Source organism: Niallia circulans (assembly GCF_003726095.1).
Lineage (GTDB): Bacteria > Bacillota > Bacilli > Bacillales > Cytobacillaceae > Niallia > Niallia circulans_A.
The window spans coordinates 3,542,268-3,562,884 of the sequence record NZ_CP026031.1; the positions used below are offsets into that span (position 1 = coordinate 3,542,268).

The window sequence follows — 20,617 nt, forward strand, 5'->3', positions numbered from 1 at the left end:
CAAGTAAAACAAAACGAATCATTCCATTTAAAAACTCAATTGTAATCATACCAAAATAAATCAAGAAATGCTATCGTTCAAGCTTTTTTTTCTATTTTGTCACAAATTAGTAGACTTTTTGTCGAATGAAAGCACTTTAATTCTAAATCCACTTATAAACTATAGAATAGGTATTGAAAATATGGTCCATGATGGCTTAGTAAAAAATATCACAGATCTAGTTTTCGAAAACCAATAGCTTCAAAACAGAAACTACATTTTTCGGGTTAAGGGAAAACATATAGGAACTGGCTGGCTAATAAATATGTATAAAATATGGCGATTAATAATTAATGTACTTCTTAACAGCCTCTCTCAGATCATCAATATCAAACGGTTTAGCAAAATGCGTTAGGGCACCGAGGTCCTTCGCTTCTTGAATCATATCTAGTTCTCCATAAGCTGTCATGATAATCACACGAATATCCTGATTAAGCTTTTTCATTCGTTTTAATATTTCAATTCCATCCATTCCTGGAATTTTCATATCAAGCAGCACTAAATCAGGTGATTCTCTTGTCACAATTTCTAACGCCTGATTTCCATTTGCAGCTTGGAATGTCTTATATCCTTCCTTTTGAAAAACTTCATTCAAAAGGATTCTAATGCCGAATTGATCATCAACAATTAATATTTTCCCTTTCATAAGGAACCTTCCCTTCTAACTCAAGTTATATGTATGTATTCTCTCGTTTTTATCATACTTTATCTTTTTCTACTATTTACTCGACTTTTCCTGCTAATCCCCTTAAATTTTACCTTTTCCTTCAATTTAATTATAATTATCTACTATATGAAGCAAATTACTGTTTTAATTTAATAAAATGGAGGTTTTCCACTTGCTTAAAATGTTTTCCACTCAACTAAGTGGGTTATTTAAAAGATTGCATGAGAAAGAAGAGGAAGCAATCGAAGACAGCTCAAGACTATTAGCCCAAGCCATTGTCAGTGACGGAAAGGTTTATATCTATGCAACAAATGAAATGGCAGGAGTGATAGCAGAGGCTACAACTGGGATGGAGCCGATGCTAAATACAGAAAAATGGGCAAATGCATCGCTTGAATCTATTACCTCAAACGATCGGTTTATTCTTTTTGCTCGAACAAATGAAGAGGAAGAAATAAACACATTTGCTAAACAACTATACGATGCTCAAGTTCCTTTTATTTCCATCTGTTCTATTACCAATCCTGATATTGAATCACTGGTAGACTTTGCAGATGTTTCTATCGACTTAAGACTTTCTAAAGGCTTATTGCCTGACGATGAAGGAAAGCGATATGGCTATCCATCGTTAATTGTTGCTCTTTTTATTTATCATGGCATTAAATTTACCACTGATGAAATTTTGAAAGAATATGATTTATAAAAAAGAATTACCATTACACTAAACGTTAGAAAACATTACAAAAAGAGGCTTTTCCAAATAAATGGAATAGCCTCTTTTTTTAAGTTCGCCAAAATTTTATTTTTCTGCTAAGCGGATAGATGCACCGACAAACTCACGGAAAAGAGGTTGCGGGCGAGTTGGTCTCGAGATAAATTCTGGGTGGAATTGAGAAGCAACAAACCAAGGATGATCTTTTAATTCAACAATTTCCACTAAACGGCCATCTGGGCTAGTTCCTGAGAATACAAATCCTGCATTTTCCATCTCTTGACGATATTGATTATTGAACTCATAACGATGACGATGTCTCTCATAGATTACCTCGTCTTGATATGCTTCATACGCTCTTGTATCTTCTTTTAATTTACATGGATATAAACCTAAGCGAAGTGTTCCACCTAAATCTTCCACATCCTTCTGTTCTGGCAGAAGGTCAATAACTGGATGTGTTGTTGCTTCGTTAATTTCAGAAGAATGAGCATCATTCCACCCTAAAACATTACGAGCAAATTCGATAGATGCTACCTGCATACCTAAGCAAATCCCAAAGAAAGGAACCTTCTGTTCGCGTGCATATTGCGTTGCAAGAATTTTTCCTTCCACACCACGGTCTCCGAATCCACCTGGTACGAGAATTCCATCTGCATCTTGTAATATTTCTTGCACGTTTTCTTTCGTTACCTGCTCTGCATTAATCCAATCGATCTCAATGTCAGCATCATATGCATACCCGGCGTGCTTTAATGCTTCTACTACAGAAATATAAGCATCTTGTAATTCAACATATTTACCAACAAGGGCAATTTTTGTTGTTTTAGAAAGATGACGAACGCGATCTACTAGTTCAATCCATTCTGTCATATCTGCTTCTTGGCATTTAAGCTTTAAATGGTCACATACGATTTGATCAAGATTTTGCTCTTGAAGAGCTAACGGAATAGTATAAAGTGTATCTGCATCACGACATTCAATAACAGATTTATTGTCTATATCACAGAATAAAGCAATTTTATCCTTCATATCTTCAGAAATAGGTTTTTCTGTTCTTACTACAATCACATTTGGCTGAATTCCTAAGCTGCGTAGCTCTTTTACACTATGTTGTGTTGGTTTAGTTTTCATTTCCCCTGCAGCTTTGATGTATGGTACCAATGTACAATGAATGTACATAACATTGTCACGACCAATATCACTTTTAATTTGACGAATAGCTTCTAAGAATGGTAAAGATTCAATGTCTCCAACCGTTCCGCCAATTTCTGTAATTACTACATCTGCATTTGTTTCACGACCAGCTCTAAATACACGTTCTTTGATTTCATTTGTAATGTGCGGAATTACTTGCACTGTTCCACCAAGATAATCTCCTCTACGTTCTTTTCTTAATACAGTAGAATAGATTTTTCCTGTTGTCACATTGTTATATTTCGTTAAATTGATATCAATAAAACGCTCATAGTGACCTAAGTCTAAGTCTGTTTCTGCGCCATCATCTGTTACAAACACTTCTCCATGCTGATATGGACTCATTGTACCAGGATCCACATTGATATACGGGTCAAACTTTTGAATCGTTACACTTACACCACGATTTTTCAGCAAGCGTCCTAGTGATGCTGCTGTAATACCTTTTCCGAGTGAAGATACTACTCCACCTGTTACAAAAATATATTTTGTCATTATATTATCCCCCTTGATTTAAGTTTGCTCCAATTCCTCTTTATTTAAGACGAATTAACTAATTTTTTTAGAGGGGTATGAAACGATTGCTATTTACTTTCTTTACTAAAAAATAAAAAGCGCTCCACTTACTTTCTAAAAGTAAGGGAGCGCTATATTTAGCGAATTTAGTTCGTTCCTCTTTTTAAGGAGCCCAAAAAAGATTTTACTAGCAACGACTATAAATGTCAAGACTAGGAGATTATTTATCCTCATCCTCGTCATCAAATTCGTCGTCTTCTTCCTCTTCATCCTCATCTAGCTCATCGTCATCGATTTCATAATCTTCATCGAAATCATCATCTTCTTCCGACAAATCGTCATCTAATAGATCATCATCTTCTTCATCTAAATCCTCATCCTCATCTAGAAGCTCTTCGTCATCTAGATCAGCATCAAAGTCATCAAAATCGTCATCCTCATCAAGGCTATCAAAATCATCGAAGTCATCATCAACAGCTTTTTTCGCTTTCTTCTTCTTCGGTTTTGTAACTGTTACGACATCTTCTTCTGATTTATCTACAGGGTACCATAAACGAAGTCCCCAACGATTGTCTCCTAATGATAAGAAGCGACCATCAATATTAACATCTGTATATAATTGTGCTATTTTTTCATTAACCTCTTCTTCACTTAACCCAACTAATTTTGCTACTTGATCCATTAGTTCATTAAATGCATAAGGTGTTTTACCACCATTCATAATTTCATGTGCTACATCAATTAGCGACATTTCTTTTAGTTCTTCTTGAGTGTATTTATCAATACTCATTCTTTCGCACTTCCTTTCTTATCTACTCTTATCCCTTTCCTGAAAGCTCGGACCGAAATTCAGGTGGAAGTTTCACTTTTCGGGAGTTTATTATTTTTTTATGCTTTTGTTGACCATTCTGCAATAAATCCTCTAACCTATTTTAAAGCCTTTTGAAAAGAACTCTAACTAAAATAGTAAAAATACATATTCTCCATTATAAACAAATTTTAGGTGAATATGCTAGTTCTAGTTAAGGTTTATTTAACTTTTCTTCAAAATAAAAGTTTTCCTTCTCTTTTCCCGTTATTTTTGAGTGTTTATTCTTAGCTAGTTTAAAAAACAGAAGGGATAAAAGAAAGAAGCCAATGGAACCTAATTGGTGCTTATAAAGGAAAGAAAACACCACTATATATACAGGCATTCCCAGCCATATCCATAATTTCCGCACTGTTAATCCACCCCAACTAAATGTAGAATATTCTTACTTCTAGGATAACGATTCTATCAAGGGGCACGCAAGTCTAAACGCTATTTTTTCTTCTCTCTTCCATTATCTATTGTATTTTTGGTGAATAGCAATCTCTTACGGACATGACCAAGCAAGGTATGAAAAGAAGGGAATATCGGCAATACTATCCTTCTAAGGAGGGCATTATGAATGAAGACATTCCTGATTATCCTAAGCATTATTGCCATACTTATTTTCCTTCTTTACCTGGACTTTCAATTAGGAAAGAGAGCTCAGCAAAAAAAAAGCAATCGAAAAAATCATCCTTTTAGATATAGTGACTTTCACATTTACTCGGACGGTACAGAACTATTTCCAGCCCTTTTTCAAGCAATTGAAGAGGCTGCTGAACATGTCCATATTCTTTTCTATACTATTAAAACAGACAGTATTTCCAACGAGTTTCTCAATCTTTTAAAAACAAAAGCACATGAAGGAGTGGAAGTGCGACTTATTTTAGATTGGTTAGGAAGTTATAAAATAAGAAAAAAGGTTAGGGCAAAATTAAAAAAGGCCGGCGTTCAGTTTGCATTTTGTCAGCTTCCAATTTTCCCTTATCTTTTTTATTCCTTGCAGGTTAGAAACCACCGAAAAATTGCTATTATCGATGGTAAGGTTGGTTTTATGGGGGGCTTTAATATTGGCAAGGATTATATTCATGCTAATTATAAATTGAGCCCTTGGCGTGACTATCATCTTAAATTGATTGGTGAAGGGGTCGATGACTTACAACGAGAATTTTTAATGGATTGGTTAAAAGCTTCTAAGATAAATTTACTGCAAAATCGTGTATATTTTCCCCTGCAAAAAAAGGGAGAATCTAGACATCAAATAATTCCTACACAAGGGGTTTATTTAGAGGAAATAGTCTGTCATGTCATAAAAAACTGCAAAAGTTCTCTTCTAATTACCACTCCTTATTTTATACCTAGTAAACAAATAACAAAGGAGTTACTAAGAGCATTACATAGAAATATTTCCATTACCATCCTTATACCTGATAAGGCAGATCACTTGTTAGTCAAAGAGGCCTCCTTTCCATATTTACGTACATTGATTGCACATGGAGCAAGTGTTTATCAGTATATGAATGGTTTTTTTCATGGTAAATTAATTAACATTGATAATGAAATTATTATTATTGGTTCAGCCAACTTTGATAGACGGAGCATCTTTTTAAATCATGAGTTAAATTGTTGTATCTACGACAAAGGCTTTATAGAAAGAATGAACAAGATTACAACAGAAGATTTACAGCAGGCAAAGGAGTTATCGCTTGAAGGTTTAGATACTATCACAATCAGAAGTAAGCTAAAAGAATGGATAGCCCGCCTTTTCGCTCCATTTCTATAAATGGATTAGCGATTACGGAACTATCCTAGACGATTTGCATAGACATGCCCAGGACATAAGTATTCCAACAAACATAAACCCAAACAATTATACGAAGAAGTAATAAAACATCTTGCGACTGTTTGGGTCTTTATTAAAAAAAGAATTACTTGTAGGTATTTCCCGCAGACGGACTTTTCATGGTGCTACACCTAAGCTGCTTCGGATTTGCAACCAATATCCAATTAATCATCGTTGCTGTTTTTTATGACTGGTATTTTTATTTTGACAAAAAATGATTCCTCCTTATAGGTGTAATCAAGATAGCCATGATGCTTCTTCACGATATCAAGGATGATTCTTGTTCCATATCCACGTTCTTTCCCCTTCTTCGTCGACTTACCAAATTTCTTATATAAAGAGTCTAAGATGGAAACTGGAATAGGCAAGCAGTCATTTTTGCATGTCAGTAAGTAAAGCCCACTTCTTTTGGAGAGCCGAATAATAATATGGGGCTCTCGTCGATACTTTTGCTGCCATTCTCGACTTGCTTCTAAGCTATTAGACAATAAATTCCCTACTAAACCGACGATATCCTTTTCTTTCATCGGCAACGTTGATAAAGGGATATCAAAATCATATTTTAGCGCGATATTTTCCTGGACCGCCTGCTTATAAACTCTATGTAAGACAGAAGCTACAGATCCACTTTCCCCTTTTATAGATAGATTTGTTTCTTCATATCCTTCTACCAATTCGTCTAAATAAGATTTAGCATGGGAGGAACCCTCTTTTTCCAGCATAAAATGCACTGCTGAAATATGCTTTAGAAAATCATGTCTTTCGCTGCGCACTACTTGAAAAAGTTCATTATATTGGCTTATCTCCTTCTCATAGGACTCTTTTGCCTGTTGCAGTGAAAAAATTTTTGCTCCAATCATAAACCGCACTATTTCGATTAGTACGAACAACAGAAGGAATAATATATTCCAGTATGTGAATGCAACTTGAATATGCAAAAGCAAAACCAATGATTGTACAAGCCAAAAGAGAACTTCTATTCTGGAAGTAATAACAGCTTTATCTGCATGTAAATATTTCGAAAGAACAAAGCATATCCCCACAAAGAATGCAAAGATCCAATATGCTTGCACCGAAAAACTTACGTGGTCGATTACTCTTTTGCTATGTATGGTGCTATAAACAGCAATAAGCAGCCAATAAAAATGGTTATTATTAATCATATATACCTCTTTAAAAGTAATTTTCCTGAAGAAAATCTACTTTTTCCTTTGTAATCATTGCCTTTTCCTCTAATCCTTCGAATGCTACAGCATAAGAGTTCTTTGCATAAAGAGAAAAATTTTTAACATAATGAATGTTTATAATAAAAGATCGATGGGAGCGTATAAAATCTCTTTCTCTCAGCTCTCCCTCTAATTCATTTAGCGTTTGATATGTTTTGATCGCTTCGGCTTTAGTATAAATGGTTGTTGACCTTCCGGATCGTTCAATAAAAACAATATCCTTCTTTTGGATAATGTGAATTTCACTCTTTTGTTTAATATAAAGTCTTCCTGCAATCTCTGTAGACTTTGTCTTTTCTAACGCTCGCTGTACCGATTGAGTAAGACGCTCCTTATTATAAGGCTTCATAATATAGTCATGGACATTCAGTTCAAAGGCATGAACAGCATAGCCACTAGTACCTGTTACAAAGATGACCAAAATATTCAAAGCATGAGAATGAATAATGTCCGCTAATTCATATCCCGATAAACCTGGCATTTCAATATCCGCAATTAATAAATCAATGCTTTCTTTTTTTATTTCCGTATAAGCTTCTTCCGCCGATATCGTTGAGAAGATAATCTCAACATCAGGAATACCGGAAACAATGCCTATTAATTTATCTAGATCAATCATACGGTCATCTACTAAACCAACTCTCAACTCTTCTTTCTCCCTTCATCCCCACAAATACTGACAGAAATTACCCTTTTTATTTTACCATGATTTCTCTACGTTCGGATGGGTTTCACCGCATTTTCCATCCCCACAAGTATTCCTATATGCGACATCTTCCCTTTTCACGACATGATAAGCCATTTTCGTGACATAATGGCAGAAAAAAAGAGGCTCTCCAATTATGATAAATGTAACGAAACCAATACGAGGTGAAAGAGTATGATAACGATTCAAACGGTAACTAAAAAATTTCAAGATAAAAAAACTTCTGTAACAGCCCTTAAACACGTGTCATTTTCCATACAAAAAGGAGAAACCATTGCTTTACTTGGAGAGAATGGAGCAGGCAAGACAACGCTTCTACGTTCTATTGCCACCCTTATCCAACCAACAGAAGGAACTATAACGGTTGATCAATATGATACAAAGAAAAACCCCAATGAAATTAAACAAAAAATTGGTGTTCTATTCGGTGGAGAAACTGGTCTTTATGAGCGATTAACTGCAAGAGAGAATCTAGAGTACTTTGCCAATCTATATGGATTAGGAAAACATGAAACAAAGGTTAGAATCGATGAGCTTTCAAGAATGTTTGGGATGCGAGATTATTTAGATCGAAAAGTTGGCGGATTCTCTAAAGGAATGAGACAAAAAGTGGCTATTGCCCGAACGATTATTCATGACCCCGAAATTATTCTCTTTGATGAACCTACAACAGGCTTGGATATTACTGCTTCAAATGTATTCCGTCAGCTTGTTCATCAATTAAAAAGAGAAGGGAAAACCATTTTATTTTCCAGCCACATTATGGAGGAAGTTGCGATGCTATGTGATAGCGTTGCAATGATACATAAAGGAGAGCTTGTCTATCATGGAAAGCTTGACGATTTATACAAAGCGGAAGGCAGCAAGGACCTAAACTACATCTTTATGAGCAAATTAGTTAGAGGAGGAAACACATATGCTATTTAAATTATTTTTGAAAGAATTAAAGGATTCATTTCGTGATAGACGAACATTATTACTTACCGTTTTCTTACCGATTATTATGATGACAGGCTTAACCCTCTTTTATGAAAAGTTAGTATCTAGTGATGAAGGAGACACCTACCAATTAGCCATTCCAACAAATATAAATGAAGAGATGCAAGCAAATTTAGCTGTTTATACAAACATTGAATTAGTAGCTGCTGATAATCCCGAAAAAATGGTAAAAGACGGAGATGCACAAGCTGCCATTCTGATAGAGAATGATTTTAGCGAAAAACTCAGCAAAGGAGAAAATACCAATATCGTTCTCATTGGAGATTCTTTTAGTGAAAAATCTTCTACATTACTTTCAATTGTTATGAATGCATTAAATGAATACGAAAAGACGGTGGTAACAGAACGGTTAAATGAAGCAGGTGTCGAAAGTACGGTTGTGCAGCCTTTCTCTATTGAACAGCAAGAAATTTCTGCAGAGGACCCAACCATTAATTTAGTCGCTATGCTTATTCCATTAATCCTATCATTAGCTTTAGGAATCGGCGCTTCTCCTGCCGCTGCAGATCTGTTTGCAGGAGAAAAAGAAAAGAAAACAATGGAGGCATTATTAATGACTCCCGTAAAGCGTTCAACTTTAGTTATTTCTAAATGGTTAACAATCACTACTATCGGGGTTTTAACTGGTTTGATCACTTTGCTGGTAGTTGTGCTTGAAATTGCCTTTTTTACGGAAAACTTGAAGAATGCTGTTCCTGTGCATAATAATTTTGCATTAATTATCGTATTCGCTTTGGTTATGACGATTATTTACTCTATGTTAATTGCTTCCTTGCTTATGATTACTAGTATTATTGGTAAAACGATTAAAGAGGCTCAAAGTTATAGCACGCCGATACTGCTTCTGACTATTTTTCCAATGATGCTCTTATCAACTACTGGAATAAATGAATTAACTACTAACCATTTTATTATTCCTTTTGTTAATGTATTTAGCACTTTAAAGGAGTTAATATTCGGGGAAATAATCTATCAGCATTTGCTTCTTACCCTAGGATCTAATTTAGTCTTTATCATTATTTCATTTTTGATTGGCAGAATGCTATTTTTGAAGGATAAATGGGTTATTAATTAAGCAGCATGAATGTTCCTTTGATAAGATATACAAAGGAACTCCAGACTGTCGACAAACTCCTAATTCAGTAATTAGGGGTTTGTCTTAGTTTATAAATATACATTCCCTGTTTCTCTTCTACAGGCACTTCCTCCCCCTTCCGTTCCTAAAAAATCTATTTTCTATACTTTTAATTACGTTTTTGATGTCATCGAATCCAAAGTCTCACTGCCCTTACTTGACGATTCCAGTCACTTTTCTATTTTATTTCTTGAAAATTGGACAGCAGGAATTTTTTATACTTTGGAAACAGGCAGTGCAGGAAAGAAAATCTTGAATATCAGTTATTCACTCCACATAATTTTTGTTTTAAAGAATTAAAATTGTATAACCTTAAAGATTATTTATTGGACAAGTTGATCGTATTGCCAGTAGCCCAAATGTTTTTAGTTTCCAGTTAGAAATGTATCTTGATTAAATTTTGATAAAAGTATTCTAAAATAATCAACATCCCACATAGACACGCACAGGGGGAAAAGTCATAAGATTGAGGTGATGTATATGTTTTTAAAAAGATGTATAAACATTTCAGGCTGTATTATTGTTTTATTTATGTTATCTGCATGTCAATCATTAACAAAGTTTAAAGATAAAACAATGGAAGAAACAAAAAAAACAATGCATTTTACTGAGGGTAACGAAAACGAAACAGCTGAAACAATGGAGAGGTTGATTGATAAGGGAAAACTCGATCAAGTGGTCTACAACGAAAAACTTTATCAGCTGAAAGAAAAAGTTGATGAAGACAAAAAAGGAAAAGTCATAGGGGCAATAGGCAAAACTTTCTTTGTAGATAGCGATGGAAAGAGATGGTCAGAAGAAGAACTGAAAGAACCGTATCTCTCTCTAGACCCTGATGAAATCAAAGAGAAAAAACCTTTACGCTATGGGAAGGTTTACAGTGCAAACGAGGATTCCAATGCCGAAGATGAAATCATTGTGGAGTTTAATCGTGAGTATTATCGGGCAGTTTTGATTAAGAATGAAAAGGAATAAGGGAGGGTGTGACATGAGTACAGCCTTATTAGAAACCAAAAGTCTTACAAAAAAGTTTGGCAAAGAAACAGCTGTTTCAGATGTTTCACTAACTGTTCAGAAAAACAGTATTTATGGTCTACTTGGACCAAATGGAGCTGGGAAATCAACAACACTAAAAATTTTGACAGGAATTTTACGGAAGACTTCTGGTGAGGTTTTCTTCGACGGACATAAATGGAAACGTTCTGATTTGCAAAATATTGGATCTTTAATAGAAGCTCCGCCCCTTTACGATAATTTAACAGCATTTGAAAATGTAAAAGTACATGCCACGTTGCTGGGCCTATCTGAGGAGCGGATACACAGTGTGCTAAAAACTGTAGATATGCAGCATGCTGGTAAGAAAAGAGCAGGCCAGTTTTCTATGGGGATGAGGCAGCGACTGGGAATCGCTATTGCTTTATTAAATCATCCTAAATTATTAATTCTTGATGAACCTACGAACGGGCTTGATCCAATCGGTATTCAGGAGCTCAGAGACCTTATCCGCTCTTTTCCTCAAGAAGGAATAACCGTTATTTTATCTAGTCATATCCTTTCAGAAGTCGAACAAATAGCAGATCATATTGGGATTATCATCGGCGGTCACCTTGGATACCAGGGCGAAATAAATAAAATTGATGATTTAGAGCATTTGTTTATGGAAGTTGTAAAGGCAAGCCGTGAAAAAGAGGGTGTAAAAAAATGATAAATTATATGAAGGCCGAAAACCTGAAGTTTAAGCGGACTTTTTCTAGAAAAATGATAATCTTTGTACCGCTCCTTAATATAGGTTTTTCTTTTTTAATGAACAATCAATTTTTTGTTTCCGGTACTTTTAACTGGTGGTCTATTATTTTTATGCCGGTGATGATTGCTTTACTTTGTTCATTATCTCATCAAAAAGAAAAAAAAGCCTCTAATTATACTGGCACATATTCATTGCCTATTGATTTGGGGAGATTATGGTATTCTAAGATTGTCATTATTATGATTTATTCGTTATTATCTCAAATTGTATTTTTATTGTTTATGTTACTCATGGGATTCGTTATAGCTGATTTTACCATTGTTACGCTTTCTACAGTTGCCGCAAGTTTATTGCTTTGGGTAACAAGCCTTTGGCAGGTTCCACTTTGTTTATTTGTGGCCAAAAAGTGGGGTCTTACGATAGCGGTAATGTTGAATCTCATAGGAACATTTATTCTGGGTATAATGCCGGCATCTCGCTCTTTTTGGTGGTTTATTCCTTGGAGCTGGCCAATTCGAATGATGTGTCCAACAATAGGTATTCACCCTAACGGTCTGTTGCTTGAAAAAAATAATCCTTTGTTGAGTTGGATGGTCGTCCCTCCTGCTATATTGATTTCTGTACTATTATTTTTGATAATGGCGTTTTTGACCAGCCGTTCGTTTGCTTCTTCCATTGATTATAGAATAAAAAAGCAAGGGGCGATGTAAAGTGAGACTGCTTTTGAGGTGTTTACAAGCTGATTTTCAAAAAAACAGGCACACCTCCTTTATGTGGCTGCATTTCATTATCCCTATAGTTTGTTCAGTTGTATTAATCCTGTATTATTATGGAAGAGACCAAAGCCAATTTCACTTGTATAAATCTTTTATGGAAGCTATTGCTATTGCATTGCCGTTGCTCATAGGGGTCTTATGCGGCATGACCGCATCTTTAGAAGAACAGGCTGGAAAATTTCAAGTGTTGCTGGGAGGCACATCTCCAAAAATTATTGCTTATGCCAGTAAAATGTTAATGCTTCTTCTCATGGAACTTTGCTCAATTGGCATAGCGCTTTTCCTTTATATAATGGGATTAACATTTATTTTAAATGTGCCGGATTTGTCTTATGATATTTTTATAACAGGTGCTGCCTGGCTGGTTGCAGGTAGTGTCATTCTATATGTTATTTATTTTTTTATCAGCTGTATGTTTGGAATGGGTGCTTCTGTCCTGATAGGCGGAGCAGGCCTGCTTATGACAGCACTCATGAATACTGGATTAGGAGATGCGATATGGAAATATAATCCTTGGGCTTGGAGTATTAGACTATCAGGTTTAAATGGGGTTCTCCATTTTATAGAAAAAGATAATTATTCTTTATTAATGCATGAAATAAATTCAGGAGTATTCATTGTGATTTTTGGTACAATCTGTATAATCATTGCCGGTCTAATATGGTTTAACAGATGGGAAGGCAGAAAAACATTTGAATAGCATGAGGAGGACGGGAAATGGCAAAAATCCTTGCTGTCGATGATGAAAAAGATATTCTTGCACTGATACAAAACATTTTGCGCCGTGACCAGCATAAAGTCGACACTTTAGATCGTGTTAAAGGCCAGCCGCCTGATTTATTTCAAGGATATGATTTAATTTTGCTTGATGTTATGATGCCGGACATTGACGGTTTTGAGCTATGTAAACAGATACGCCCTTTGGTGGATTGTCCCATATTATTCCTCACAGCTAAAACCGAAGAGGAAGCGATAATCAATGGCCTCATTACTGGCGGAGATGATTATATTACAAAGCCCTTCGGCGTTAGGGAGCTTAGTGCTAGAGTTAATGCTCACTTAAGAAGGGAACGGAGAGACAAACATCAATCGAAAAGAGTCATCTCTGGTTTTTTATTTCATTTTGATAGTAAAGAAGTATTTATCAATAACCAAAAACTTAACTTAACAAAAAATGAATATAAAATATTTGAATTTTTAGCTCAACATAAAGGGAGAACTTTTTCAAGAGAACAAATTTACGAAGAGATATATGGATTAGAGGGGAATGCCTTGTATTCAACAATTACGGAGTTTATCAGAACGATTCGCAGAAAATGTAACGAGCATAATGCAGACCCTATCAAAACGGTATGGGGCTTTGGGTACAAATGGGAATAAATCATAAAGGCCAAAAAACACTTCTTAGAGAACTGATAAAGTATATAGCTGCGTTATGTATTAGTTTGATTGTACTTGCTTTACTCTATTTATTTATGAATACCATCGCTATGAATATGGGCTTCTCACATCCAGCAAATTATAATGAACGAGAAGCAGAGAAACTTATGCCGAAGCTGGAACATGTAGATAAAATAACTGCTGATATGATTCCCGATACGATGTCATTTGCCCTCCTTGATAAAGAAACAAAACAAAAAACAGCTGGAACTATTAAAGTAAAAGATCTGAAACTGGTAAAAAAGAAGATTGAAAAAAAACCGTATGTTAATTATAAACAAAAAGGATATTTGGTTATAGAAAGAAAAAATGAGTATTGTATTTTGCAATATTCATTACGGGCAGATTTTAGCTCACCTTTATTAAGAAAATACCTTCCTAATTATGAATTAACGAGTATCAGTATTTTGATAGTCTTGCTCATTATAGACATTTCTATTATAACAACGTACTTTGCTAATAGATTAAGAATACATTTTGAAACACTGAATGTAATTACTCGATATATAAAAGAGCAAAATTTGCAGTTTACCCCCGAATTTACACATATTAAGGAATTTGACGATGTAATTGACTCCTTAATTGAAATGAGAGATGCTCTTCGGTCATCACTCGAGGCTCAGTGGCGGTTAGAAAAAAATAAGAAAGAGCAAATTGGTGCTTTGGCACATGATATCAAAATCCCGATTACCATTATTAAGGGAAATGCTGAATTACTCAGTTTGTCTATTCAAAACGAAGAACAAGCTGAGTATACAAAGTATATTCTTGGAGCAGGAAATCAAATTGAACAATATATTTCTCAGCTGATTTATCTTTCGAAAACAGAGGAGTCCTTAACTATTCATTTGGAGAAAGCCTTTATAGATAAGCTGACAGAAACTCTGCAGAAAGATATATCCGCCTATAAAGGGAATAAAAAAATAACTATTTCATTTAAAAAAGAAAATCTCAAGAAAGAGGCGGAAATAGACTGGCAGCTGTTACATAGGGCGTTATTGAATATTTTAACAAATGCGGTTGATTATACACCGGAAGATGGGACTGTCTCGGTGCATGCGGAATGCGATTCTGATACTCTTTACTTTTTTGTAAAAGACACAGGAAATGGATTTTCGGAAAGCGGGCTAAAAAAAGCAACAGAACTTTTTTACATGGATGACAAGGCCCGTCAGTCTAAAGGTCATTATGGAATGGGGTTGACCTTCGCAAAAAATGCTGTGAATCTCCATAATGGAGAACTGACTCTTGGAAACACGATAGAGGGTGGCGGAGAAGTGCGAGTGAAAATACCCTTATATAGAAATCATTAAACCCACGCCCTATCTGGAAGTGGGTTATAATGCTTCGCGCTATATAAAGGCAAATGAAAATGCTGATGATGATCGATGCTGACAGCAATGCTAATATAATATTCAGTTTCATCATCTCTTTATTTATTTCTTATATTATCTTACAAAGACTGAAGAGTATTATAGGAATAGAAAAAAGAAAAGGAGAAATCGGAAGCTCTGCAAATGTTGAAGAAACAACTTATTAAAAAGAGGAAAGCGTCTATTTTCGCTTTCCTCTTTTTGATTTATTACATTTTTTCTGGTGCAGATACGCCAATAAGCGCCAAGGCGTTTCTTAATGTGATTTGCGTTGCTTGGATTAATGCTAAACGTGCTTTTGTTCTTTCTAAGTTGTCTGCATCTAATACTTTTTCAGCATTATAGAAGCTATGGAAAGTAGATGCCAAGTCGTAAATATAATTCGTAATACGGTGTGGCATTCTCTTTAATGCCGCTTCTCCTACTGCTTGCGGGAATTCTCCTAATTTCTTTAATAGGTCAAATTCCTTTTCCGCCGTAATTAGTGCAGCATTTAGCTCGTCCTTCGGCTCGATTCCTTGTTCTTTTCCTTGTCGAAGGATACTAGAGATACGAGCATGGGCATATTGTGCATAATATACTGGGTTTTCATTCGATTGGGATACAGCTAGATCTAAGTCAAAATCTAAATGCGTATCTGCACTTCTCATAGCAAAGAAATAACGAGTTGCATCTAGGCCTACTTCTTCTACTAGGTCTCTCATTGTTACAGCTTTTCCTGTACGCTTACTCATCTTCATTTTTTCGCCATTTTTGTATAAGTGAACAAGCTGAATAATTTCCACTTCTAATGCTTCTTTGTTATATCCTAATGCTTGGATTGCAGCTTTCATACGAGGAATATAACCATGATGATCTGCACCCCAAATATTGATAAGCTTTTCAAAGCCTCTATCTAATTTATCCTTATGATAAGCGATGTCTGGCAATAAGTACGTATAAGATCCGTCATTTTTAATAAGCACACGGTCTTTATCATCTTCAAAATCAGTAGAACGTAACCATGTCGCTCCATCTTGTTCAAAAATATAGCCATTCTCCTTTAACTTGTTTAACGCTATATCAATCTTTCCGTTTTGATAAAGAGATGTTTCGGAGAACCACACATCAAATTTTACACGGAAATCTTCTAAATCCTGTTTCAGTTTAGCCATTTCATACTTCAGTCCGTATTCACGGAAAAAGTCAAAACGTTCCTGTTCTGAAACATGGACATACTTATCCCCATATTCTTCTGCTAACTTTTTCCCGATTCCGATAATGTCTTCCCCATGATAGCCATCTTGCGGCATTTCTTTTTCCATTCCTAACGCTTGGAAATAACGCGCTTCTACAGATAATGCCAAGTTATTAATTTGGTTACCAGCATCATTAATATAGTATTCTCTTGATACCTCATAGCCAGCTTTGTCTAAGATATTGCAAAGAGAATCTCCTACAGCTGCTCCACGCGCATGACCTAAGTGAAGGTCGCCAGTTGGGTTAGCTGAAACAAACTCTACTTGTACTTTTTCATTATTTCCAACTGTAGTTTGTCCATATTGCTCTCCCGCTTGAAGGATGGTTGGAATTAAATCCGTTAGATAGCTGTTATCCATATAAAAATTGATAAAACCTGGACCTGCTATTTCTACTTTTTTAATAGAAGCTTTCGTTTGATCGAAATTCTCAATAATAGCCTCCGCAATCATTCTTGGCGCTTTTTTGGCAACTCTCGCTAATTGCATCGCCATATTCGTTGAATAATCACCATGGGCTTTATCTTTTGGCAATTCCAAGATTACTTCTGGAATTTGTTCTTCTGCTGCTAATCCAGCTTTTATGACGCTTTGTTTAATTTCTTCCTTTAGCTTGTCCTTTATTTGATCTACAATATTCATTCTTACTCTGTCTCCTCCTTAAATGAAATAGTCATATGATAGGTTCCATTATTGCTGCCTTGCATCTTTAAATCATATAAAATATCTAATGAACCTGTGGTTGCTTGCTGTTCCACTTCTAGCGCAAGTCTCTTTGTATCGGTAACTAGCTGAAATACACCGTATGGACTTTCATAGCTGCCGATCTTTTGTTTATTAATAAGAAAAGGAAGGCGCATTTTGACCGCTCCACTTCGAAGGATTAGTCCTTCCTTTTCTGTAATTTTAATAATTGTTTTAATGGTTCCTTCTTCTATGATTTCTTCATATTTTATATATTTACTAGTATCTTTTTCTAAGTATTGACCAAACCCAATCCACTCAATACTTTCTTTATTTTTCCCATTATATATATGTGTTGTAACGTGTAATTTTACAGGCACCTGTTGCCCTGATGGTTGAGACAACGACAACACTTCCTTTTCATTTACTGTGTAACTTTATAAGTATAAATTTTTTAAAGGGGAAGTGCAAGATGGTTCGCAAAAGAACGAAGATATTCTCTCTTGACAGAACCCTGCATGTGTAAAAAGGGTGAGACATAAGTATTTCAACCCAATATAACCCCGAACAATTATGCGTACATATTAGAGAATATTCGTATAATTGTTTGGGGGTTTTTATTTATTTTAAGAAAAAAGGTTTGTGGTAATCACCCGCAGACTGAATACACTTCGCTTTCCATGGGGCGAGCGCCAAGCCTCCTCGTTCCTGCGGGGTCTTGGACTTTCTCGCAGCTCCCATAGGAGTCTACGTGTATTCAGTCTGCTCTGTTTTTTCCTAGTAATTTTAGTTTGCTTAAAAACAAAATAAGCTTTAAAAAAGGAGTGAAATGGAACGGAGGATACTCGACTCCTGCGGGAAGCAGAGCAAAGCCTAAGACTCCACAGGCTTTAGCCGAGGAGACTTAGGTTGCTCCCCGGCGCATCGTGTGTCTGTAGTGTAATGGAACGAATTGGTTTCACCACTGAATTAGAGATTGTTCGTCTTTATCCAATATATATTTTGTTTTGTCCCAGCCTCTTCTCTTTAATAATTGCTTAGTTCCTTGATTGGTGTTTGGATAATCACAGGGTTTTTAGATGGATCTAGCCATTTTAAAATTTTCACAACATTTGCCTCTGTCGTTGCTGTACAGCCTAGTGTATAACTATTTGCAATATGGAAGAAGATTGCGCTTCCTTTATTAGGAATTCGCTTTGTATTATAGTCAATAACAAATCCATATTTATATGCCGGCACATTCATATTTTCAGCACTTTTCCATTGACCTTTTGTTTTCTTTTTCGACTGCCAAGTATTATATAGCTTAGATTTCGGATCATCTACCCATACATCATCTTTGGTTATTTTTCGATAAGGTAATTTTGTCCCAGGGTTTTTTTGTGTACCAAACGCTGTTCCGATCGTAAACTTACCAATGGGTGATTTTTTTCCGCCTTCACTCATATTTGAGGTAAAGCCGTATTTCCCAATATGTCCAGTTGTCGTTAAAACTGGAATCCATTCACCCTTTTTATTTTTTTCAAAGGTACGAATATCAGCAGAGGATGTATTATAGCCATTTGAAGTAACAAGGATCAATTGTTTATTTTTTCCTACTGTTTTTAGGCCTGCTGCTAAATTTTTTGGTGATGCGGGTTTTTTGGTTGTTAGGTATTTACTTGATGCCCAGCCTGTCTTACTGCCCACCGTTACCTTGCTCCAAGATCCCTTTGTTTGAGATACTTTTAAAGATTGATTTTTTTTGACTGTCGTAACTACTTTATAGTTAGTTCCTGCACCACTTCTTACATTTAACGTACTTGCTGTAACATACATCGTTTTTGTAGATGTCGTAGCTTTTGCTGCTGGCTTTTTTGTCGTTAAATATTTATTAGAGGCCCAGCCGGTTTTCTTTCCAACTGTCACTTTATCCCAAGAACCTTTTGTCTGGGTTACTGTTACAGCCTGATTTTTCTTAACGGTTGTCACTATTTTATAAGAAGTACCTGCCCCGCTTCTTATATTAAGAGTGCTTGCTGTCACATATTTCGTTTTTTTACTAGCAGCTTGAGCCGTATTTACCGAATGAAAGCCAGCAAATAAAACCATTACTCCTACTAATAGAACAAAAATCCTTTTTCCCATTTCCATCCTTCTCCCTATGTATAATCAAGCTTCTTTTTTTCATGGACAAGCATGCGCAAAATGCTCCATATGTAGTCTAGCAGAACACTATTTCAGTTTCTTAATATCTACATTACAAAGCTACAATATTTTCATTGCCATTCCAATCTCGAGGGGAATTTTCTTGCCAAACGGCACTTATCTAGTAAAAATTGATAGTAGCCTTTTTCTAAAGTTAATGGTTGAATTTTAAAGCGTCTACTAAATAGATTAACTTCTCACTTTCTATATTTTAACATATTTATCCATTTTTCCGATGGTAAGTAAAGTGCATCCAGTTACGGAGGAAAACCACTAACCAGTAATAATAAAGCCAAACAACCATATGAAATCTTTGGTACAATTGTTTGGCTTTATTTCTAGCTGGAACTATGTCCCCACTTATCAAAATTATATTATTTTACAAACCCTAAAATCATTTCACGAATTAATTTACTTGCTGTATTCGCTGTTTGTTCAGATGGATCGTAAATTGGCGCTACTTCAACTAAATCTGCTCCAACTACCTGAACATTCGAACGTGCTATTTCATGAATGGATGCTAATAATTCTTTTGAAGTAATCCCCCCTGCATCCACCGTACCTGTTCCAGGGGCATGCGCAGGATCTAATACATCAATATCGATAGTTACATATACAGGTCTGCCTGCAAGTGTTGGCAAGATTTCTTTTAATGGCTCTAGCACCTCAAACTTAGAAATATGCATCCCTACTTCTTTTGCCCACTGAAACTCTTCTTTCATTCCAGAACGAATCCCAAAAGAATAAACATTTTTTGGACCAATTAAATTGGCTGCTTTTTTGATCGGTGTGGAGTGAGATAATGGCTCTCCTTCGTATTCATCGCGAAGATCTGTATGGGCATCCATATGTATGATAGCTAAATCTGGATATTTTTTATACATTGCTTGGAACACGCCCCAAGATACTAAATGCTCTCCTCCCATTCCAAGCGGAAATTTATTATCATCTAATACTTTGTCCACAAATTCTTCAATCATATCTAAGCTGCGTTGCGGATTTCCAAATGGCAAAGGAATATCTCCTGCGTCAAAGTATTTTACTTCATCAAGCTCTCTATCCAAATAAGGACTGTACTCTTCTAACCCTACAGAAACCTCTCGAATTCTTGCTGGGCCAAAACGGGAGCCCGGACGGAAGCTAACGGTCCAGTCCATTGGCATACCATACAATACTACTTGGCTTTCTTCATAATTTGGAAAACTTTTAATAAATACATTTCCTGAATATGATTCATCAAAACGCATTGGTCATCTCTCCTTTTTATTCAAAGACAGTCCAA

Annotated in this window: 20 protein-coding genes; 10 read left to right on the forward strand and 10 right to left on the reverse strand. The window is 35.6% G+C overall.

What is annotated here, in order from left to right; all coding sequences use genetic code 11:
- Positions 1 to 322 precede the first annotated feature (322 nt).
- On the reverse strand, positions 323 to 685 hold the full coding sequence (locus tag C2I06_RS16930) for a response regulator (RefSeq protein ID WP_095329560.1): 363 nt from the start codon (positions 683 to 685) through the stop codon (positions 323 to 325).
- A 193-nt stretch (positions 686 to 878) separates the two neighbouring features.
- Between C2I06_RS16930 and C2I06_RS16935 the strand changes: the two genes are divergently transcribed.
- The gene (locus tag C2I06_RS16935; RefSeq protein ID WP_095329559.1) at positions 879 to 1,409 is read left to right on the forward strand and encodes a DUF2529 domain-containing protein; all 531 of its coding nucleotides are present in this window, start codon (positions 879 to 881) and stop codon (positions 1,407 to 1,409) included.
- Between the two features lie 96 nt (positions 1,410 to 1,505).
- On the opposite strand, the gene C2I06_RS16940 is transcribed toward C2I06_RS16935, so the two are convergent.
- The 3 genes from C2I06_RS16940 to C2I06_RS16950 form a co-directional block, all read right to left on the reverse strand.
- Positions 1,506 to 3,110, reverse strand: coding sequence for a CTP synthase (locus C2I06_RS16940; RefSeq protein WP_095329558.1), 1,605 nt, complete (start codon positions 3,108 to 3,110; stop codon positions 1,506 to 1,508).
- 241 nt (positions 3,111 to 3,351) lie between these two features.
- Positions 3,352 to 3,921: a DNA-directed RNA polymerase subunit delta gene (gene rpoE, locus C2I06_RS16945; protein ID WP_095329556.1), complete on the reverse strand. Its 570-nt coding sequence runs from the start codon at positions 3,919 to 3,921 to the stop codon at positions 3,352 to 3,354.
- A 232-nt stretch (positions 3,922 to 4,153) separates the two neighbouring features.
- A complete protein-coding gene (locus C2I06_RS16950) occupies positions 4,154 to 4,351 on the reverse strand; it encodes a hypothetical protein (protein ID WP_095329555.1) in 198 nt (65 codons plus the stop codon).
- Positions 4,352 to 4,561: 210 nt separating this feature from the next.
- Here C2I06_RS16950 and C2I06_RS16955 point away from each other — a divergent pair, with 210 nt between their 5' ends.
- Positions 4,562 to 5,764 carry a phospholipase D-like domain-containing protein gene (locus C2I06_RS16955; RefSeq protein ID WP_123258493.1) on the forward strand — a complete coding sequence of 401 codons (1,203 nt, stop codon included), beginning with the start codon at positions 4,562 to 4,564 and terminating at the stop codon, positions 5,762 to 5,764.
- Between the two features lie 224 nt (positions 5,765 to 5,988).
- Here C2I06_RS16955 and C2I06_RS16960 read toward each other — a convergent pair whose 3' ends face one another.
- Both C2I06_RS16960 and C2I06_RS16965 read right to left on the reverse strand, forming a co-directional pair.
- On the reverse strand, positions 5,989 to 6,987 hold the full coding sequence (locus tag C2I06_RS16960) for a sensor histidine kinase (RefSeq protein WP_123258494.1): 999 nt from the start codon (positions 6,985 to 6,987) through the stop codon (positions 5,989 to 5,991).
- Between the two features lie 10 nt (positions 6,988 to 6,997).
- Positions 6,998 to 7,696, reverse strand: a complete 699-nt coding sequence (locus C2I06_RS16965; RefSeq protein ID WP_095329552.1) for a LytR/AlgR family response regulator transcription factor — start codon at positions 7,694 to 7,696, stop codon at positions 6,998 to 7,000.
- A 234-nt stretch (positions 7,697 to 7,930) separates the two neighbouring features.
- On the opposite strand from C2I06_RS16965, the gene C2I06_RS16970 reads away from it, so the two are divergent.
- The 8 genes from C2I06_RS16970 to C2I06_RS17010 all read left to right on the forward strand — a co-directional run bounded on the left by C2I06_RS16970 (position 7,931) and on the right by C2I06_RS17010 (position 15,166).
- Positions 7,931 to 8,683, forward strand: a complete 753-nt coding sequence (locus C2I06_RS16970; RefSeq protein ID WP_095329551.1) for an ATP-binding cassette domain-containing protein — start codon at positions 7,931 to 7,933, stop codon at positions 8,681 to 8,683.
- Positions 8,673 to 9,830, forward strand: a complete 1,158-nt coding sequence (locus C2I06_RS16975) for an ABC transporter permease (RefSeq protein ID WP_123258495.1) — start codon at positions 8,673 to 8,675, stop codon at positions 9,828 to 9,830. The genes C2I06_RS16970 and C2I06_RS16975 overlap by 11 nt, the downstream gene beginning before the upstream one ends.
- Before the next feature lie 540 nt (positions 9,831 to 10,370).
- Complete coding sequence (locus tag C2I06_RS16985) at positions 10,371 to 10,865, forward strand: NisI/SpaI family lantibiotic immunity lipoprotein (RefSeq protein WP_095329549.1); 495 nt, start codon at positions 10,371 to 10,373, stop codon at positions 10,863 to 10,865.
- A gap of 13 nt (positions 10,866 to 10,878) precedes the next feature.
- Positions 10,879 to 11,595, forward strand: a complete 717-nt coding sequence (locus C2I06_RS16990; RefSeq protein ID WP_095329548.1) for a lantibiotic protection ABC transporter ATP-binding protein — start codon at positions 10,879 to 10,881, stop codon at positions 11,593 to 11,595.
- Positions 11,592 to 12,347 carry a lantibiotic immunity ABC transporter MutE/EpiE family permease subunit gene (locus tag C2I06_RS16995; protein WP_123258496.1) on the forward strand — a complete coding sequence of 252 codons (756 nt, stop codon included), beginning with the start codon at positions 11,592 to 11,594 and terminating at the stop codon, positions 12,345 to 12,347. The genes C2I06_RS16990 and C2I06_RS16995 overlap by 4 nt, the downstream gene beginning before the upstream one ends.
- 1 nt (position 12,348) lies before the next feature.
- On the forward strand, positions 12,349 to 13,113 hold the full coding sequence (locus tag C2I06_RS17000; protein ID WP_123258497.1) for a lantibiotic immunity ABC transporter MutG family permease subunit: 765 nt from the start codon (positions 12,349 to 12,351) through the stop codon (positions 13,111 to 13,113).
- 17 nt (positions 13,114 to 13,130) lie between these two features.
- Positions 13,131 to 13,793, forward strand: coding sequence for a response regulator transcription factor (locus tag C2I06_RS17005; protein WP_095329545.1), 663 nt, complete (start codon positions 13,131 to 13,133; stop codon positions 13,791 to 13,793).
- Positions 13,784 to 15,166 carry a HAMP domain-containing histidine kinase gene (locus tag C2I06_RS17010; protein ID WP_095329544.1) on the forward strand — a complete coding sequence of 461 codons (1,383 nt, stop codon included), beginning with the start codon at positions 13,784 to 13,786 and terminating at the stop codon, positions 15,164 to 15,166. Before C2I06_RS17005 ends, C2I06_RS17010 begins: the two co-directional genes overlap by 10 nt.
- Positions 15,167 to 15,435: 269 nt before the next feature.
- Here C2I06_RS17010 and argS read toward each other — a convergent pair whose 3' ends face one another.
- From argS to speB, 4 genes are all read right to left on the reverse strand, one after another.
- Positions 15,436 to 17,106, reverse strand: coding sequence for an arginine--tRNA ligase (argS, locus tag C2I06_RS17015; RefSeq protein ID WP_123258498.1), 1,671 nt, complete (start codon positions 17,104 to 17,106; stop codon positions 15,436 to 15,438).
- A gap of 2 nt (positions 17,107 to 17,108) precedes the next feature.
- A complete protein-coding gene (locus tag C2I06_RS17020; protein WP_095329542.1) occupies positions 17,109 to 17,552 on the reverse strand; it encodes a YwiB family protein in 444 nt (147 codons plus the stop codon).
- Positions 17,553 to 18,174: 622 nt separating this feature from the next.
- A complete protein-coding gene (locus tag C2I06_RS17025) occupies positions 18,175 to 19,275 on the reverse strand; it encodes an SH3 domain-containing protein (protein WP_123258499.1) in 1,101 nt (366 codons plus the stop codon).
- 434 nt (positions 19,276 to 19,709) lie between these two features.
- Positions 19,710 to 20,582 carry an agmatinase gene (speB, locus tag C2I06_RS17030; RefSeq protein ID WP_095329540.1) on the reverse strand — a complete coding sequence of 291 codons (873 nt, stop codon included), beginning with the start codon at positions 20,580 to 20,582 and terminating at the stop codon, positions 19,710 to 19,712.
- Positions 20,583 to 20,617 lie beyond the last annotated feature (35 nt).

Coding starts and splice junctions, on each gene's coding strand:
- C2I06_RS16940 (WP_095329558.1), bottom strand. CDS start 3,110: ATGACAAAATATATTTTTGTAACAGGTGGAGTAGTATCTTCACTCGGA.
- C2I06_RS17025 (WP_123258499.1), bottom strand. CDS start 19,275: ATGGGAAAAAGGATTTTTGTTCTATTAGTAGGAGTAATGGTTTTATTT.
- C2I06_RS17010 (WP_095329544.1), top strand. CDS start 13,784: ATGGGAATAAATCATAAAGGCCAAAAAACACTTCTTAGAGAACTGATA.
- C2I06_RS16955 (WP_123258493.1), top strand. CDS start 4,562: ATGAAGACATTCCTGATTATCCTAAGCATTATTGCCATACTTATTTTC.
- speB (WP_095329540.1), bottom strand. CDS start 20,582: ATGCGTTTTGATGAATCATATTCAGGAAATGTATTTATTAAAAGTTTT.
- C2I06_RS16930 (WP_095329560.1), bottom strand. CDS start 685: ATGAAAGGGAAAATATTAATTGTTGATGATCAATTCGGCATTAGAATC.
- C2I06_RS16990 (WP_095329548.1), top strand. CDS start 10,879: ATGAGTACAGCCTTATTAGAAACCAAAAGTCTTACAAAAAAGTTTGGC.
- C2I06_RS16985 (WP_095329549.1), top strand. CDS start 10,371: ATGTTTTTAAAAAGATGTATAAACATTTCAGGCTGTATTATTGTTTTA.
- rpoE (WP_095329556.1), bottom strand. CDS start 3,921: ATGAGTATTGATAAATACACTCAAGAAGAACTAAAAGAAATGTCGCTA.
- C2I06_RS16970 (WP_095329551.1), top strand. CDS start 7,931: ATGATAACGATTCAAACGGTAACTAAAAAATTTCAAGATAAAAAAACT.
- C2I06_RS17005 (WP_095329545.1), top strand. CDS start 13,131: ATGGCAAAAATCCTTGCTGTCGATGATGAAAAAGATATTCTTGCACTG.
- C2I06_RS16975 (WP_123258495.1), top strand. CDS start 8,673: ATGCTATTTAAATTATTTTTGAAAGAATTAAAGGATTCATTTCGTGAT.
- argS (WP_123258498.1), bottom strand. CDS start 17,106: ATGAATATTGTAGATCAAATAAAGGACAAGCTAAAGGAAGAAATTAAA.
- C2I06_RS16960 (WP_123258494.1), bottom strand. CDS start 6,987: ATGATTAATAATAACCATTTTTATTGGCTGCTTATTGCTGTTTATAGC.
- C2I06_RS16995 (WP_123258496.1), top strand. CDS start 11,592: ATGATAAATTATATGAAGGCCGAAAACCTGAAGTTTAAGCGGACTTTT.